The organism is uncultured Pontibacter sp. (assembly GCF_947495565.1).
GTDB lineage: Bacteria > Bacteroidota > Bacteroidia > Cytophagales > Hymenobacteraceae > Pontibacter.
Genome location: NZ_CANLZM010000007.1, coordinates 129,015 through 144,593, shown reverse-complemented (window position 1 = coordinate 144,593; position 15,579 = coordinate 129,015). Strand labels below are relative to the sequence as shown.

Below are 15,579 nucleotides of genomic sequence, written 5' to 3'. Positions count from 1 at the left end.
GCCGTGTATGTTATTTGTAGCTTCGCCATTATGGCCTACAATTACCTCTCCTAAAGATAAACCAAGTTGTAAACTGCTTCTGTAAGTATAAAAGGCTCCTTTACCGGGATCCTTTTGTTATTTTATGCGGATGTCTTTGATGCGGAGCTGCAGCGTGATAACACCCCGATAAATGTTCTCCTCGATAGTATAGCACACGTCAAACGGAATTCCTTTGCTGATTCTGTCGTAGTAATCGCTGAGCCCGAAGCCGATGGCGTCGATGCTGGTAAAGCCGTCTTGGGTGAGGCGCAGCTTCAGGTGGGAGTCGCCAACCACGCGCACACTGCCGGTATCATACACGCACTCCGATACGAACACCGGGCGCATGTTGCCTGGGCCAAACGGCTCCATCTGCCGCACAATGTTGTAGAAGTTACGGGTGATCTGCTTCAGGTTTAACGGTGCGTCAATTTCTATCTGCGGTATTTTCTGGTCCTCGGTAATGGTGCTGGCCACCACTTCCTCAAAGCGCTCCCGAAACGCCTGCACATTCTCAACTGGCAAGGTTAAGCCTGCTGCATACATGTGCCCGCCAAACTGCTCTAAAAGGTCCGAACAGCTCTCGATGGCATTGTGCACATTAAAGCCATGTACCGATCTGGCCGAGCCTGATGCCTTGCCGTTGGACTGCGTAAGTATGATAGTAGGGCGGTAATAATGCTCGATGCAGCGCGAAGCCACAATCCCGATCACGCCTTTGTGCCAGGTTTCTTTGAAGAGAACAGTAGAATTGGCCGTGCGCAGAAAATCATCCTGGGCTATCATCTGCAGCGCCTCTTTGGTAATGTTGCTGTCCTTGTCGCGGCGTGCCTTGTTAGACTCATTAATGATATCGGCCATTTTAAAGGCTTCTTCCTTCGTCTGGGCCAGCAGCATCCGCACAGAATTCTTGGCATCGCCCATACGCCCGGCAGCGTTGATACGCGGCGCAAACCCAAACACAATGCTGGTGATATCCATCTCGTTGCGGATGTCTGCCAGCTCCCGCAAGGCTTCTAAACCTGGGCGCATTGGCTGCGGACTATTCAGGTGCTGCAGCCCAAAGTATGCTAGTATGCGGTTTTCGCCGGTGATAGGCACAATGTCGGCGGCTATACTTACTACCAGCAGGTCCAGCAATTTGTACACTTCTTCCTGCTCTATATCGTTCTGCATGCAGAAAGCCTGCAGCAGCTTAAAGCCCACACCACAGCCCGAAAGCTCTTTATAAGGATACGGGCAATTTATTTGCTTCGGGTCCAGTACCGCCACCGCCTTCGGAATATCTTCGTCGGGTAAATGGTGATCACAGATGATAAAATCGATGCCTTTTTCAGAGGCTAGCGCCACTTTATCCGCAGATTTTATACCGCAGTCGAGGCTGATGATAAGCGAAAAACTATGCTCTGCGGCCCACTCTATACCCTGGCTCGACACGCCGTAGCCCTCTCTGTACCTATCCGGAATGTAGAAGTCGATATTAGAAGTATAGTTGCGCAGGAAGCCATACATCAACGCGACAGAGGTGGTGCCGTCTACGTCATAGTCTCCGTACACCAGAATCTTCTCATTGCGGTGCAGGGCTTCGTTCAGGCGATTCACGGCAAGATCCATGTCTTTCATCAGAAAGGGGTCATGGAGGTCCTGCAGCGAAGGTCGGAAAAAATGTTTTGCTTCGGAAAAAGTGCAGATACCGCGCTGGCAAAGTATAGAAGCTAACGTAGAACTGATTTTCAACTCATCTGTAAGTTGCTGTACTATCTCTGCCGGTGCCTCCGGACTAATTACCCACCTTTTCTCCATAAATTCTTAACTGTGCCGCTATACTTGTTCTGCCGCAAAGGTAGCTAATTTAACCTGCACCTGCAGAGGCCTGTGCACCTTCGCGGTTATTTTCGTACTTTTGCCATGATTAACAGGATTAGTGGTGAAACGATTCAGAGACCTTTTCAAAAAGTATAAAAATTACTCCCTGGACCTGATCATGTATGGGTTCTTTATACTTTTTATACTTATCCTCTTTATCTTCTTCGCTTAGCACAGCACCGTTAATTCAGCTTATCGCCACGCAGGTTGCGGAAGCGCTTGCGTGCCTCGGCTGCGTAAATACTGCCCTGGTGCTTTACCAGCAACTCGTTGTACAGCTGCTGCGCCCTCTCTTTATCATTCAGGCTTTCCTCTAAAATAAAGGCCATCCGATACAGCGCGTCATCGCTCAGGATATCATACTGCGGGTTACCCGCAATCTTCTGCAGGCTCTCCACCGCTTGGTCAAAATCGCCCATTCGTTCATAAATGTTGGCTTTCTGAAAGTATATTTCATCCGTCAGGCTATGGCCGGGGTACTTCTGCAACATACCATCCAACGCCGTTAAAGCGTCTTGCAGCTTGTTCTGAAAAATGAGCAGGTCGATAGCGGCGTACGCTTCCATAGCCACGGTGGAGGTATCGAGGCCTGTGTTATCGGTGATAAGCAGGCTCAAGTCCATGGCATCGTTGGCGATCTCGCGGCTGGTGGCCATCTTCAGAATATCCAGGTGCGCCTGCGCCAGCTCAAAATCGCCTTTATAATAATTCAGGCGGGCATTGCGCAGCTTGGCTTCATGGCCTATCGGAGTTTCCTTATGCGATTTCTCTACTTGTGAGTATAGCAAAGTGCTTTCCCACGGCTCCCCTTTCAGCAGGTAAATATCGCCTAACGTCAGCTTGCTGTCCGCTACCATACTTGGGTTAGCGCGCGGCATATTAATAGCCTCCTGCAATAACTCAATGGCCTTTTCCTTATCATCCAGATGAAACGCGTAAAGCCCCGCCATATGCTGCAGCACTTCCACCGTCTCCGGGCGCCGGCCTACTTCGCTCAGCAGGGCTTCGTAGTCCGTTATCAGCGCCTGTATTTTCTCTTTATCTACCGGAAAGGTATTCTCCACCTGCTCCTCGCGGGCATTTATCAGCCGCTGCCGCGCCACCAGGTAATAAGGCCCCTCCGGGTACTCCTCCACAATGTACTGGAATGCCTCTATGGCTCCCTCGTAATCGTTGTTCTTCAGGCTGATGGCACCCAGTTCCATCACGCGAGTGCCGCCGGTGCGGGTGCGTTTATCCACAGCGCGGGCCTGCATCAGGGCGCTGTAGAAGTCTTTCCGCTGGATGTAGAGCCAGATCAGCATTTCGTTGTAGGCCAGCTTATCAGGATTCTGCTGCACCCGCAGTATAAGCTCTTTCTCCAACAGGTCGAAGTTCTCCTCCTCCTTCAGGCTGTTCTGCAGCCGGCTCTGCACATAGCCCAGCTCGCTCTCGTTCTCCTGTAGCAGGTTTAGCACCTCGGGTATCAGTTTATCGTTCTTCTGCCGGTAAGCATACAGCGCGATCAGGGGACGGGTGTAGGATGTGGGGTCGTTGCTGAGCTGGCGGCCGCGCAGATAGGTCTTTTCGGCATAGTCGAACATCTCGTGCTGCATAAAGGCATTGGCCACTATAATCACAGCCTCCGCACTCATACTTCCCAGGAGTTTATCAAACTGCTTTTCGGCATCTGATTTATTACCGGAAGCCTGGTACACGCGCCCCAGGTCTACTTCATAGTTTGGGTTATCCGGAAAGCGTTTGACTGTTCTCTTTACCAGCTTCTCAGCCTCTTTGTAGTTGCGTTGGGCCAACAGCGTTTTCAGGTAATCAGGGTACACGGCATGGAACAGCCGCTCGTTATCGATCAGCCTGCCGTACAGTTCCTCCGCCTTGTTATAGTCTCCCTGGCTAAAGTACTGCCGCGCCAGCTCAAGATCTTGCTGCTGCTGCGCCTTAGCCGCCGGGGCCACCATAAGCACCAACAGCGAGAGCAGTAAAGTATAAAGTATAATCCTGCGCATAGTTCTTGTAAAACGAAAAGCCTGCAACTCTTTGTATGTCTTCTTTCTTAACTATGAATATACAGAATCAGTTTGGTTTTGGCGGGCTGATTTCCAAATGAGAAGTATGGCTGCACGTTAGAGCATAAAAAAGAGCCGCTCTTTATGGGAGCGGCTCTTGTATAAAGTATACCGGGTGGCTTAGAAGAAGCGTACGCGGTTGTCTTTGATTTCGGATTTCTCTTTGATGGCTTCAAAAGCTTTTGTCTCTGCACGGCTTGCGCGCGTAGCCAGGATTTGCTGCTTCACGTTAGAGAGGTCGTCAATTTCAGGTGCTGGGTTAAGGCTTGTAAGCTCTACCATCATAACACCGGCCTGGCCCTCAAATGGAGCTGTACGAGCACCCGGCTTTAAACCGAAGGCTTTGCCTACTGCCACTGGCTCTACACCCACACCTGGGATGGAAGCAGAGGCGAATGTTACGTTATCAGCAGTTCTTATCATAGCATCTGAACCGTAAGCTGCAGCAATCTGATCTAAAGAACCTTTCTGGCTCTGCAGTTTCTCCATGATCTGCTTTGCTTTTAGCTCATCGCGCACAGCGGCTGTCAGTTCTTCACGCACATCATCTACAGATGCATAGCCTTTCTCACGCTTGCCGGTAAGAGTTGCCACTACAAACTGATCATTGATTTCAAACACTGGCGATACATCACCTACCTCTGTGTCTTTGGCGTAAGTCCAGCGTACCAGCTCACGGGCGTTAGCCAGGTTGTTTACCAGCACCTGGTTTTTACCGATGTTGGCAGATGTCTCTTTTACCAGCGATTTGTTTTTACCTATGTTCTCCTGGAACTCATCTGTGCTACCGCTTGTACCGGCCAGTTCGTCGGCAACGGCATACGCAGCATCGCGGGTGGATTCGCTTGGCTCGATAGTACGCTCAACGGCGGCTATCTTGTAAGATTCGTTTGTCTTAGGCTCTGTTACCTTTACAATGTGGTAGCCATACTCTGTTTCTACCAGGTTAGGCAGCAAACCAGTACCGTTAAAGCTAAAAATCGCTTTGTCGAAATCTCCTACCATTTGCCCTTCCGGGAACCAACCCAAGTCACCGCCACGAGAGGCAGTTCCGTCTGAGCCATGCTGTACGGCCATCTGAGCGAAGTCAGCGCCGTTCTTTATCTGAGTCAGTACATCCTGCGCTTTCGCTTTTGCGGCAGCCTTAGCTTCTGGCGTATCGCTCTCCGGACGGATTAGGATATGGCTTGCTCTGGCAGCGCTCTTATCAGCAGTTTTAGCGTCAGTTACTTTAAACAGCGCTACTGTGTTGTTGTTGGTGAACGGGCCGTATACTTTGCCTTCCTGCAACGGCAGTTGCTTGCGCAGCTCTTCCGGCAGGTCGCCTGGCGTTACGTATGTTCCGTTGAAAGGCACATCAGAGTTAGCGTTTACAAAAGCCGAGTCGTTAGACGTGCTTGCAAACTGCTTTGTAATAGTGGCAATCTCTTGTTTATAGTATGAGCTGTCCTCCTGAGAGGCTGTTACCGGAATGGTTACAAACTCAACAGTGCGACCGTCTTCTACCTTGTAAAGATCTTTGTTGCGCTCGTAGTAATCCTTCAGTTGAGCATCTGTTACAGATACAGCAGAGTCAGAGATAGCATCGTAAGGCACAAACAGCACCTTTAGGCTGGCGGCTGAGTTCTGCGCCTGATAAAAGCTCTTTGCTTCAGCACTTGTTACGTATACTGTCTTGCTGATCAGGTTTGCATACTTGCTCTGCAGACGGTCTTCAGCGATGCTCTGCTCAAAGCCCATCCACATGTCGCGGGTACCTGTTGCATCCAAGTTCTGCAGGTACTGCTGCACTTGGTTAGGGTCAAACTCGCCGGTTTGCGGGTTGGCAAAAGCCTGCATTACGGCAGGATGGATGTTATTGCCCCGTACCATGTCAACCAACTCGTCGTCTGTTACCTCAAGGCCCAGGCGCTCATACTCCTTTTCCAAAGCAATCTTAAAGATTAGCTGGTTCCAGGCTTGCTCCCGCAGCATCGCCAGTTCTGCTTCTGAAGCAGCACGACCTACACGGTTCTCATAGTCAGCCTTTACTTGCTGCAGAACGTTATCAAACTCCTGGTAGTCAATCTCCTCACCGGCTATTTCGCCTACAGTGTTTGCATTGTTGCCCAGCAGCCTTGAGTTTGGCCCTAGCAGGTCACCGCCTACCACAAATACACCAAGCCCTATGGCAATGGCGCCTACAGCCCAACCAGACTTCTCTCTAATCTTGTTAATTAATGCCATTCTTTATGTAACTTATAAAAGGATTGTGCAAAATAAGGTTAATCAAGCTAAAATTCAAAATTTTTATCTCGCTGTTTAACTTGCGGCATCTGCCTGAAAATCTGTGTTTTTTAGCAGCTTCACGGCATCGATGCGGTTCTCGTCCATGGTTAGTACCGTAATAGTAAAAGGCACTACTTCTACTTTGTCGCCCGGCATTGGTATTTCTCCAAACACTGAAAAGATCAGCCCTCCAAGCGTTTCGTAGTCTCCCTCCGGCAGGCCCAGCTCATACTTCTCGTTCAGGTAATCTATCTCGTGGCGTGCGCTCAGGATATACATCCCCTTATCCGGAATAGCCTGCTCCATCAGCTCGTTGCGCACATCGTACTCATCCTGTATTTCGCCGAGTATTTCTTCTATCACGTCTTCCACAGTAACTATGCCAGAGGTGCCGCCAAACTCATCCACCACCACAGCCACGCTACGATGCTCTGACACAAACTTCACAAACAGCTCACTGGCCAGCATACTTTCCGGCACCATACTTACCGGCGCCAACACCTCTTTTATACTTTGCGGCTGCCGAAACATATCCAGCTGGTGGCAGTAGCCTATAATATTATCGATGCTATCCTCGTACACCAAAATTTTGGAATGACCGGTGCTGATAAAGGCCTGCCGCAGCGCCTCAAGCGGCTCCCCTGCCTCCACTGCCTCAATCTCGGTGCGGGGCACCATGCACTCGCGCACTTTTACGGTTTTAAACTCCAGGGCATTATGGAAAATCTGGGGGTCTACCTCGGGGGCATGCTCCTGCTCCGGGTGATAAAGGCGGTTCTTGATGAAAGCGTTAAGGTCTGTAAATCCAAACACAGGCTTCTCCTCCGAAAACCCGATCTTGAACACTTTCTCAGCCACCCACTTGCTCAGGCCTACTATAAAGAAAACCACTGGCCACAACAGGTAGTACATCAGCAGAATAGGCAAAGCCAATACCTGCAGCAGCTTGTTTGGGTTGATAGCAGCCAGGCTGCGCGGCAGAAACTCAGCCGTGAACAGCACCACTACAGACGCAATGAACACCTGAAGTACAAGTATGAGCAAGCTGCTCTGCAGCGGGTCGGGCAGGTAAGTGTACAGCAGTTGGTGCAGCACACCGGCAATTCCGAAACCATACAGCACCAGCGCCAGGGTGTTGCCGATTAGCGTGGTGCCCATCAGGCGGGCCGGATGCTGCAGCAGGCGCCACAATATACGCCCGGAGAGCACTCCGTTTTTATCGCTTAGCTCTATCTGGATTTTGTTGGCAGCCATAAACGCCATCTCAATGCCAGAGAAGAAGGCAGAAAACAGCAGTGCTATGCTTAAGAGTATGATCTGACTGGGGTCTATCATCGTTTAACAGACACAAATTAACTTAGGCACGGTCTTTCTTTTTAGCATAACTGTAGACAATGTAAAAGACAAACCCGATCATGAAGATCCAGTAATTGCCCGCGATGTCATCTTCCACTATACTGCGGTGCACACCTATCACCATGGCTACAAAGGCCAGGGATAACAGAATTATATAAAGAAGCCGTCGGTTCATTCTTCACTAAAATTAAACTTGCCAGTAACTTTTTTGATGGAGTAGCGCGACAAATCCTGATTAGCCGTAAGACCTTTACCAGTCAGGATTTCCTCTGGCGAGGTGATTTTCACGAATTTATCTGTGTAAATTTTGGCTTTGTTACGGTCCCAGTACAGCTCCTCTGTCTCCAGCTTCTCCTGCTTCTTCAGGTTATCCACTACCACGTTTCCCCTTGCATAGTAGAGGCTCTTTTTGGGGTCCTGTTTGCCATAGTTGCCCTTTAGCGTAGACTCCAGCTTACCGTCTTTATCGTAAAACTCAATATAAAACCCTTCCGGAAACACCCCATCTCCGCTCTCAAACTCCTGCTGCACCGGTGCCTGCAGCTTAATCAGCAGCTGTGCAGAGTCGCTGTACAGCGTGGTTATATCGTGGTTCTCTATGGTTGGGCCGGTGTAACGCTCCTCTTCATCCGGGTTCTTGATTTCTCGTTCGCAGCCAAAGCTGGCAATAGCAAGCACCAGTACCAGTGTGGTTATATATGCGTTTCGCATCTGTTTTTTATACTTCGGTTTCTGTGAAGTTAGCAAATTTTAAGTGCTTTAAAATTCAGCAGGCACCTATCATAAAAAAGGCCGCTCCAAGAACGGCCTTTATACTTTAGCTATACTTGTTTTCTACTCTATTCGTCGTTTCAGGAACCAGCGGCTGTTTACCGTAAAGCCTAAGCCAAATTGGAAGTAATTTTCCTGAATCAGGCCGTTGTCGGTGGTGCCGCGCTGGCCATAGCCTAACGATAGGTTTAACAAATAAAGATCATACATAGTGCCACGGCCCAGCGGGAATGTGAAGCCGGTTGTTACACCCATGTCTTTTATATCTTCTCCGTTGAGCTGAAACTGAGTGTCGTTGTAATACAGGCCGCCGCGGTAGGTAATGCGTTTAAAGTAACTGTCGATAGCGTTGGCGTTTGGCGTATACTCTGCTCCCACGGCCATTTTATAGCTATCTTTCAGGTTGTCGCTTTCTCCGTCAAAGCCTCTGTATTTAGACCACTCATGCGTGATAATATCGGCTGAAACCGTCAGGTTGCTGCCATTGTCTATGCTAATGCCAGCACGCCAGTTAGCCGGCAGATGAATTGAGCTACTAACAGTGTCTTCATTCATTGGCGCTGCCAGCAGGCTGCCATCCAGGCTACGGCGCTCAAACGAAATATCGCGCTCGGCGTCCAGGTCTGTGGCAAAGCTGTAAACACCTCCTACACTCACGTGAAGTTTCTCCTTTAGCTGCTGCCTGTAGTTGATGCCCGCACGGTACATAAAGTCTCTGTAAGTAGTGCGGTTAATCTGCGTTACGCTTACCAGGCTAGCACTCGCCTGCTCCGGATCTTGCACAGTGCTGCTCGTTTCGGTAATGGTATTACCGAACACGTAGGAGGCACTACCACCTATGGTAAGCCCGCCAAACAGCCTGATGCCGTGTGCAAAGTAAGCTTCTGAAAGCCCTCCCTCGCCAGTATAGCGGCGCAGGATGTTTGCCTGCGGATTGCCTTCTACCTCAGAAGAAGCATTGATTTCGTAGCTTACTGTTGAAAATGGCCGTAGCCCCACAGCAGTACTCCAGCGCTTAGAAATTGGCAGCGCCAGCGACAGGTTGTACAGGTTAGCGTTGCCATCCAGCTGCGATGCCTGCTGGCTCTTTACGTTTTTAAACTGCCCCGCTCCGCTGAAATCGAAGTTGGTGATGCTATTATAGTATAGCAGCGCAGGGTTAGCCGTGTTTGGCTGAAAGCTGTTGCCGGCACTGATGCCTGCACCTGCCATACCAGCCCCACGGATGCTGCCGTAATTCTCGTTGATCTCTCCCATACCGTAGCGGGAATAGGGTGTATTGCCAATAAGCTGCGCCTGAGCAGTATGCGCCAGGCATAGCGCTGCGAAGCCTATCAGTACTTGGAGTGTCTTATACATTATGTGTCAATATTCTGTGAAGCCCGATCAAGACCAATTCAGGAATTACAAAGATGCGTCCTTTTAACTTACTTTCAAAAAATCCTGCATCGCCCCCGCAAAGTATAACCACTAAATCTGCTGCTTTTTCTGTGTAAGACTGGATAAAACCGTTGAGCTCGGCTACACTGCCAGCCAATACGCCGCTCAGTATAGACTCCTGCGTACTTTGCCCCGTCAGCGGAAAATTTACTTCAGTTTGCTGTACTAACGGTAGTCGCTTTGTAAAAGTATGCAAGGCCTTGAATTTCATCTGTAGCCCAGGCGCTATGCCTCCCCCATGGTACTGCCCCTGCGCATCCACAAAATCGTGCGTAATGCAGGTGCCGGCATCAAATATGAGGCAACTCCTGCCTGAAAACAGGTAATTGGCTCCCACGGCTGCGGCTATCCGGTCGGCCCCAAGGGTGTGTGGGGTCTTGTAAAGGTTAATAACAGGCAAGGCTGCCTGCGGGGTAAGCTCCATTAGCTTACCTGTCACAGACAGCCTCTCCTTTATACTTTGTGCACTTACGCCTACCGAGGCAACTATGGCATTGTCAAAAGTATGGTTTAGCAGCGTTGGCGGCAGTTTGTCCTGCCCTTCAAAATAACGATGCTCTACTAAAGCACCTTCCTCGAAGATGCCATACTTTGTGCCGGTATTACCGATGTCGATGGCGACGTTGCGCATTTTTTACATGAAGTATTTCAGCTGGATCACTTCTTTTTCGGTCAGGTAGCGCCACTCGCTACGCGGCACGTCCTTCTTGGTAAGGCCGGCATACTGCACGCGGTCCAGCGATACCACATCATAGCCTAGGTGCTCGAAAATCCGGCGCACAATACGGTTACGGCCAATATGGATCTCCAGCCCCAGGAACTTATTAGACTCACCAAGTATAGCTACATCATCCACTACGGCTTTGCCATCTTCTAACTCCACACCTTCTGCAACCTTTACATAGTCCGCTTTGGTGATTGGCTTATCCAGCTCTACCTGGTAGATTTTTTTGATGTTGTTTGATGGGTGCGTCAGCTTCTGCGCCAGCTCGCCATCGTTAGTGAACAGCAGCAGGCCAGTTGTGTTGCGGTCCAGGCGGCCTACCGGAAAAATACGCTCTTTCGAGGCATTAGCTACTAGGCTCATTACCGTTTTGCGTCCTTCCGGGTCATCCGTTGTCGTCAGGAAGTCCTTCGGCTTGTTTAGCAACACGTACACCATCTTTTCGCGGCTAAGTAGTTTCTTGCCGTAGTATACATTGTCAGTAGGCTGCACTTTGTAGCCCATTTCTGTTACAACCTCGCCGTTTACCTTTATCTCCCCTGATTCGATCAGCACATCAGCCTCTCGGCGTGAGCATACGCCTGCATTCGCGATGTAGCGGTTCAAACGAACTGTGCCGTCGTTTTCCTCTTCTTCACGGTTGCTTTTCTTGACACGCGGGTTGTTCTTGTAGCGGCTCAGGTTGTAATCTGGTGTTTTCGGCTCTTCCTCGTTGCCTCGAAAGCGGTCGTTGGAACGGCCTCTTGGGCTAAAGTCTTTACCTCTTCCGGCGCCTCTGTCCTCGCGTGGGCCACGCTTGTCGCCAAACGCTGGCTTAGCGTCCCGGCTGAAGCGACGGTCATTGTCTCTACCTTCTCCGCCTCTGCGGTCATCACGGCGATCCGGGTTAAAGCTGCGGCGCTCGTCACCTTCACGGCTCGGACGGTCAGTGTTGAAAGAACGGCGCTCTCCGCCTTCTCTTCTATCGCCACCGAACGTGCGTCTTTCTCCACCTTCGCGGCGATCACCTCCACGGCGGTCGTCACGTCTGTCAGTATTAAAGCTTCTTCTGTCGCTATCGCGTCTTTCTGGCCTGTCTGAGTTAAACGAGCGGCCTTCTCCGCCCTCTCTTCTGTCGCCAAAAGGCTTGCGCTCCCCACCTTCACGGTTTGATCGGTCGCTGTTGAAGCTGCGTCTTTCACCGCCTTCGCGTCTGTCGCCAAAGCTACGGCGTTCGCCGCCTTCTCTTCTGTCAGAGTTGAAAGAGCGGCGCTCTCCGCCTTCTCTTCTATCGCCACCAAACGAGCGCCTTTCTCCGTCCTCGCGTCTTTCTCCTCCACGGCGATCATCGCGACGGTCGTTGTTAAACGGTTTGCGGTCGTTATCTCTTCTATCTTGTCTGTCTCCGAACGAGCGGCCCTCTCCGCGTCCTTCTCCTCTTTCGTCAGATTTGTCGTATTTATCTCTTCTGTTAAAGATTTTTTTGCCTTCGCGGTCATTACTTGGTCTGTCAGAGCGGTCTCTGTCAGCACCTCTTCTGCCTGCGCCAGCGTCATCGCGGTCAGGCCTTTCGTTAAATTTTGCCATTGCTAAATATTTATCGATGCAGTATCGCTACTGTACCTTGGTTGTGCAGTAATAATGGAATTGCTAAAACTATAGTTCAATGTAATGCTGATGCCCAGCGGGCTAATCGGCGGCTTCGCCAATGGTGTTTTCTTCGATGGCGAAATCTTTAAGCTGCGGAAGGTCTTTGATGTGGTTGATACCGAAGTAGTCCATAAACTTTTGCGACGTGCCGTAAAGCACCGGCCGCCCAATGGTTTCGGCTTTGCCTTTTATCTCGATGAGTTCTTTCTCCAGAAGCTTATGCACGGCATAATCGCAGCCAACACCACGAATCTGCTCCATCTGGCTTCTGGTAACAGGTTGCTTATAGGCAATTATTGCCAGCGTCTCCAGTGCAGACGCCGACAGTTTTTTCTTTGATTTGTGTTTCAGATAAGTGCTTACCGTATCCTGGTACTCGGGCTTGGTCAGGAACTGGTAGCCGCCTCCGATCGCGTAGATCTGGAAAGCGAAGCTCTGCTCCTGCAACCGTTCGTTAATAGCCTCCACGGCCTCCAGCACGTCGCTTACCAGTATCTCTTCCATACCGAGCGATTCCTGAAGGCAACGCTGGACCTCTTCTATACTAATAGGTGACTGGGCACAGAAAACCAGTGCCTGAATATGGTTTTGAAGTATATCCAAAAGTAAAAGTACTAATCGTTACGCTGAAGTTTTGCTTCGATAGAGTGCTGTGTGTGCGGTACCGCACGCAGTCTTTCTTTAGGTATCAGCTTGCCTGTTACGATGCAAACACCGTAAGTACCGTTTTTGATCCGGATCAGAGCATTTTCTAACTGCTGGATAAACTTCATCTGCCGTGAGGCTAACTGGTTCAGGCTTTCCTTTTCGGCTGTGTCAGCACCGTCTTCCAGCATTTTGGATTGCGAAGCAGTGTTATCCGTTCCGGAATCGTTACGGCGGCTCAGGGTCTCCTTGATAAAAGTTACCTCCTTACGTGCATTTGTCAGCTTTTCCTGGATGATCTCTTCAAACTCAGCCAGATCCTCTTTGGAATAACGCTGTCTCTCTTCGTTTGTATTCATTACGCTGTTTTAGAACTGTGATATAGTTTTAACCTCTTAGTTTCAGGAGTATCTTTGTGTTAAAGACTAAATACGTCATTTGTGTCATAACATCAGATGCACATATATAGTTTAACTTTGTTTGTTCTTACAAAATCTTAGCCAAAAACCTTTGTTTCAATTAAGTAAGCTGCTAAAATTGCTGCAAAAATAAGAGTATTCTTTATACTTTACTATTGATGACTATTATTTAACCTTTTTTTCTCAACCGTAACCACTTTCATTTTAGCGGTCCGCAATTGGAACAATAGTTGCAGTTCGCAGCTACAGCCGGTTGGCTATACTATAATGAGCCTATATATTTACTTATGAAGAAATTTACCTTGTTACTCTCTGCTATACTTTTAGTAGCTGCAGCATCTACGGCCTCTGCGCAGGTGCGTCGCCAGACTGAAAATTCCCCTAGTGTTGTGCTAAAGGCCAATGTACTGAGTCCCTTTGTTTTAACGGCTTCCGGCTTTGTTGAATTTGCGCTTGCACCGCACATGAGCGCTCAGTTTGGCGCGTTCACGACAGGGGCTTCTTATAAAGATGTGGAGTTCAGCGGCTATGGCTTTACGCCCGAAGTACGCTATTATCTCTCTGACACCAAAGAGGCGCCAAGGGGTGTGTATGTAGCCGGTTACGGCCGCATACTGAATTACAAACTGACCGTAGAAGATAAAGAAGAAGGCAAAACTTATGAGGCCACCTACGCTCCAATTGGAGCAGGTCTGGCCGCCGGTAACCAATGGATCTTTAACAGCGGTATTTCACTGGACCTGTTTATGGGTCTTGGCGTGAACGGGGGCAGCCTGAAAGTAAACTCCGGCTCTGAAGAGGATTTTGACCTTGGTTTCCTGAACCTGGTTGGGAGTGGCGTGCGTTTTAGGCCGGGCATTACGGTTGGTTATAGTTTTTAATCCTCCCATATAAAACACAAGCCCCGTGCTATTTAAGTATAGCACGGGGCTTGTGTTTTATACAGTTTATACTTTAGAAACTTAACATGCCGATAGCAGCTGCGGCGGCCTCTACGCCTTTATTGCCGTGTTTGCCTCCTGCTCTGTCCAGTGCCTGCTCTAACGTGTTAGTAGTTACCAGCCCAAACGACACAGGTTTGTTGAACTTCAGAGCCACGTTTGTAAGACCGTTTGCAACGGCATTGTTAATGTAGTCGTCATGCTTTGTATCACCTTTTATGACTACTCCAATGCAAATCACTGCATCTATCTCCTCCTGCAGGGCCAAAAACTGCGCCCCCAGTGTCAGCTCAAAGCTGCCGGGCACTGTATTGATGTAGATGTTCTCTTTTTTAGCACCGTGCTTCAGAAGCGTATCTATAGCTCCCTGGCATAGCACACTGGTAATATCATCGTGCCACTCTGCCACCACTATGCCAAATGTCTTCTCGGAAATATCTGTAAATTTTTCCTGGCTGTACTCGCTCAGGTTCTTTAATGCTGTAGCCATACTTTAATTTCTGCTCTTCATTTTTATACGTGATACTCTGGCGACAGCAGCTGCTTCAGGCTGCCAACTCTAGCCTCACGATTGTTATACAATATCAACAAAAAAGCGCTCCTGCCATAGGCAAAAGCGCTTTTTTATACTTTAGGCATAGCCTCTTTATACTTTAGTTAGCAGCACCTGCCAGTAACTCGGCACGCGCCTTAAACTTCTTGGCATCTGTAACCTCCGCAGAAGCCACATAATCCTTGATGATCTGATCGTATACTTCAGCCGCAGCGCTGTAATTGTTTTCGGCCTCGTAAGCAATGCCTGCCTTCATGAGGTACTGCGGAGAGAAAAACGGATTTGCGTTGTGGTTAGCAGCTTGCTTATACATATCGGCAGCCTCGCTGTGCTTGCCCTGCTCCAGCAGCGCATCGCCGGTAAGGCTATGAGCGCGGGCCTGCAACAGGTAATCCTCAGACTCAAAATTTTCCAGGCGATCTGCAGCTTCTGCAAACTGGCCCTGCTTCAGTAAAGCTACGCCAGCATAGAAGTTGGCCAGATTTCCGGCATCTGTACCGCTGTAATCATCCGCTATCTCTAACAAGCCAAGGCTCTGGCCGTCGCCGTTAAGGGCTTTACCAAGAGAATCAGCCTCAAAGTAATACACAGCCTGGAACATGGCGTTTTGCGCCTCCACGTTTTGTGTGCTGCGGTAGTTATAGTACAGGAAACCACCCACAATAACAGCAGCGATGGCAATAAATACTCCCAGCAGCTTTGATTTGTTTTTCTTCACAAAGTCCTCTGATCCGTACAGGCGGTCTGCCAGTGCATCAGGGTTCTCAACCAGCTCTTCAAACTCGCTGTGGTTCTTAACTGTTTCTTTTGCCATCAGTGTGTTAATAAATTATAATCTCAAAAGTAGGAATTAAAAGCAATTAGAATCAATACTTCTAGATGC

The 15,579-nt window shown here is 49.4% G+C and carries 14 protein-coding genes; 1 reads left to right on the top strand and 13 read right to left on the bottom strand.

The genetic code is table 11. From position 1 onward, the window contains the following. Positions 1-117: 117 nt before the first annotated feature. The 11 genes from recJ to Q1B04_RS10730 form a co-directional block, all read right to left on the bottom strand. Positions 118-1,824 carry a single-stranded-DNA-specific exonuclease RecJ gene (recJ, locus tag Q1B04_RS10780; protein WP_299758821.1) on the bottom strand — a complete coding sequence of 569 codons (1,707 nt, stop codon included), beginning with the start codon at positions 1,822-1,824 and terminating at the stop codon, positions 118-120. A 245-nt stretch (positions 1,825-2,069) separates the two neighbouring features. Beyond that, positions 2,070-3,890 (bottom strand): tetratricopeptide repeat protein, encoded by a 1,821-nt coding sequence (locus Q1B04_RS10775; protein ID WP_299758820.1) that lies wholly within the window; start codon positions 3,888-3,890, stop codon positions 2,070-2,072. Positions 3,891-4,070: 180 nt separating this feature from the next. Then, entirely contained in the window at positions 4,071-6,176 is a 2,106-nt protein-coding gene (locus Q1B04_RS10770; protein ID WP_299758819.1) for a SurA N-terminal domain-containing protein, read from the bottom strand. A gap of 75 nt (positions 6,177-6,251) precedes the next feature. Then, complete coding sequence (locus Q1B04_RS10765; RefSeq protein WP_299758818.1) at positions 6,252-7,553, bottom strand: hemolysin family protein; 1,302 nt, start codon at positions 7,551-7,553, stop codon at positions 6,252-6,254. A gap of 22 nt (positions 7,554-7,575) precedes the next feature. Continuing rightward, the gene (locus tag Q1B04_RS10760) at positions 7,576-7,749 is read right to left on the bottom strand and encodes a hypothetical protein (protein WP_299758817.1); all 174 of its coding nucleotides are present in this window, start codon (positions 7,747-7,749) and stop codon (positions 7,576-7,578) included. Further along, complete coding sequence (lptC, locus tag Q1B04_RS10755) at positions 7,746-8,285, bottom strand: LPS export ABC transporter periplasmic protein LptC (RefSeq protein ID WP_299758816.1); 540 nt, start codon at positions 8,283-8,285, stop codon at positions 7,746-7,748. The genes Q1B04_RS10760 and lptC overlap by 4 nt, the downstream gene beginning before the upstream one ends. A 123-nt stretch (positions 8,286-8,408) precedes the next feature. Further along, positions 8,409-9,704: a hypothetical protein gene (locus Q1B04_RS10750; protein ID WP_299758815.1), complete on the bottom strand. Its 1,296-nt coding sequence runs from the start codon at positions 9,702-9,704 to the stop codon at positions 8,409-8,411. After that, complete coding sequence (locus Q1B04_RS10745) at positions 9,697-10,416, bottom strand: type III pantothenate kinase (protein ID WP_299758814.1); 720 nt, start codon at positions 10,414-10,416, stop codon at positions 9,697-9,699. Before Q1B04_RS10745 ends, Q1B04_RS10750 begins: the two co-directional genes overlap by 8 nt. A gap of 3 nt (positions 10,417-10,419) precedes the next feature. Next, positions 10,420-12,075: a pseudouridine synthase gene (locus Q1B04_RS10740; RefSeq protein ID WP_299758813.1), complete on the bottom strand. Its 1,656-nt coding sequence runs from the start codon at positions 12,073-12,075 to the stop codon at positions 10,420-10,422. 102 nt (positions 12,076-12,177) lie between these two features. Continuing rightward, positions 12,178-12,741, bottom strand: a complete 564-nt coding sequence (scpB, locus tag Q1B04_RS10735) for an SMC-Scp complex subunit ScpB (RefSeq protein WP_299758812.1) — start codon at positions 12,739-12,741, stop codon at positions 12,178-12,180. 11 nt (positions 12,742-12,752) lie between these two features. Beyond that, positions 12,753-13,142, bottom strand: coding sequence for a TraR/DksA C4-type zinc finger protein (locus Q1B04_RS10730; RefSeq protein ID WP_299758811.1), 390 nt, complete (start codon positions 13,140-13,142; stop codon positions 12,753-12,755). Between the two features lie 347 nt (positions 13,143-13,489). On the opposite strand from Q1B04_RS10730, the gene Q1B04_RS10725 reads away from it, so the two are divergent. After that, complete coding sequence (locus Q1B04_RS10725; RefSeq protein WP_299758810.1) at positions 13,490-14,083, top strand: DUF3575 domain-containing protein; 594 nt, start codon at positions 13,490-13,492, stop codon at positions 14,081-14,083. 73 nt (positions 14,084-14,156) lie between these two features. On the opposite strand, the gene ribH is transcribed toward Q1B04_RS10725, so the two are convergent. Both ribH and Q1B04_RS10715 read right to left on the bottom strand, forming a co-directional pair. After that, positions 14,157-14,633: a 6,7-dimethyl-8-ribityllumazine synthase gene (gene ribH / locus Q1B04_RS10720; RefSeq protein ID WP_299758809.1), complete on the bottom strand. Its 477-nt coding sequence runs from the start codon at positions 14,631-14,633 to the stop codon at positions 14,157-14,159. Positions 14,634-14,796: 163 nt separating this feature from the next. Further along, a complete protein-coding gene (locus Q1B04_RS10715; RefSeq protein ID WP_299758808.1) occupies positions 14,797-15,510 on the bottom strand; it encodes a tetratricopeptide repeat protein in 714 nt (237 codons plus the stop codon). Between the last annotated feature and the right edge of the window lie 69 nt (positions 15,511-15,579).

What these genes read in the sequence shown, in the direction of transcription:
- recJ (WP_299758821.1), bottom strand. Translation starts at nt 1,824, where the DNA reads ATGGAGAAAAGGTGGGTAATTAGTCCGGAGGCACCGGCAGAGATAGTA.
- Q1B04_RS10775 (WP_299758820.1), bottom strand. Translation starts at nt 3,890, where the DNA reads ATGCGCAGGATTATACTTTATACTTTACTGCTCTCGCTGTTGGTGCTT.
- Q1B04_RS10770 (WP_299758819.1), bottom strand. Translation starts at nt 6,176, where the DNA reads ATGGCATTAATTAACAAGATTAGAGAGAAGTCTGGTTGGGCTGTAGGC.
- Q1B04_RS10765 (WP_299758818.1), bottom strand. Translation starts at nt 7,553, where the DNA reads ATGATAGACCCCAGTCAGATCATACTCTTAAGCATAGCACTGCTGTTT.
- Q1B04_RS10760 (WP_299758817.1), bottom strand. Translation starts at nt 7,749, where the DNA reads ATGAACCGACGGCTTCTTTATATAATTCTGTTATCCCTGGCCTTTGTA.
- lptC (WP_299758816.1), bottom strand. Translation starts at nt 8,285, where the DNA reads ATGCGAAACGCATATATAACCACACTGGTACTGGTGCTTGCTATTGCC.
- Q1B04_RS10750 (WP_299758815.1), bottom strand. Translation starts at nt 9,704, where the DNA reads ATGTATAAGACACTCCAAGTACTGATAGGCTTCGCAGCGCTATGCCTG.
- Q1B04_RS10745 (WP_299758814.1), bottom strand. Translation starts at nt 10,416, where the DNA reads ATGCGCAACGTCGCCATCGACATCGGTAATACCGGCACAAAGTATGGC.
- Q1B04_RS10740 (WP_299758813.1), bottom strand. Translation starts at nt 12,075, where the DNA reads ATGGCAAAATTTAACGAAAGGCCTGACCGCGATGACGCTGGCGCAGGC.
- Q1B04_RS10730 (WP_299758811.1), bottom strand. Translation starts at nt 13,142, where the DNA reads ATGAATACAAACGAAGAGAGACAGCGTTATTCCAAAGAGGATCTGGCT.
- Q1B04_RS10725 (WP_299758810.1), top strand. Translation starts at nt 13,490, where the DNA reads ATGAAGAAATTTACCTTGTTACTCTCTGCTATACTTTTAGTAGCTGCA.
- ribH (WP_299758809.1), bottom strand. Translation starts at nt 14,633, where the DNA reads ATGGCTACAGCATTAAAGAACCTGAGCGAGTACAGCCAGGAAAAATTT.
- Q1B04_RS10715 (WP_299758808.1), bottom strand. Translation starts at nt 15,510, where the DNA reads ATGGCAAAAGAAACAGTTAAGAACCACAGCGAGTTTGAAGAGCTGGTT.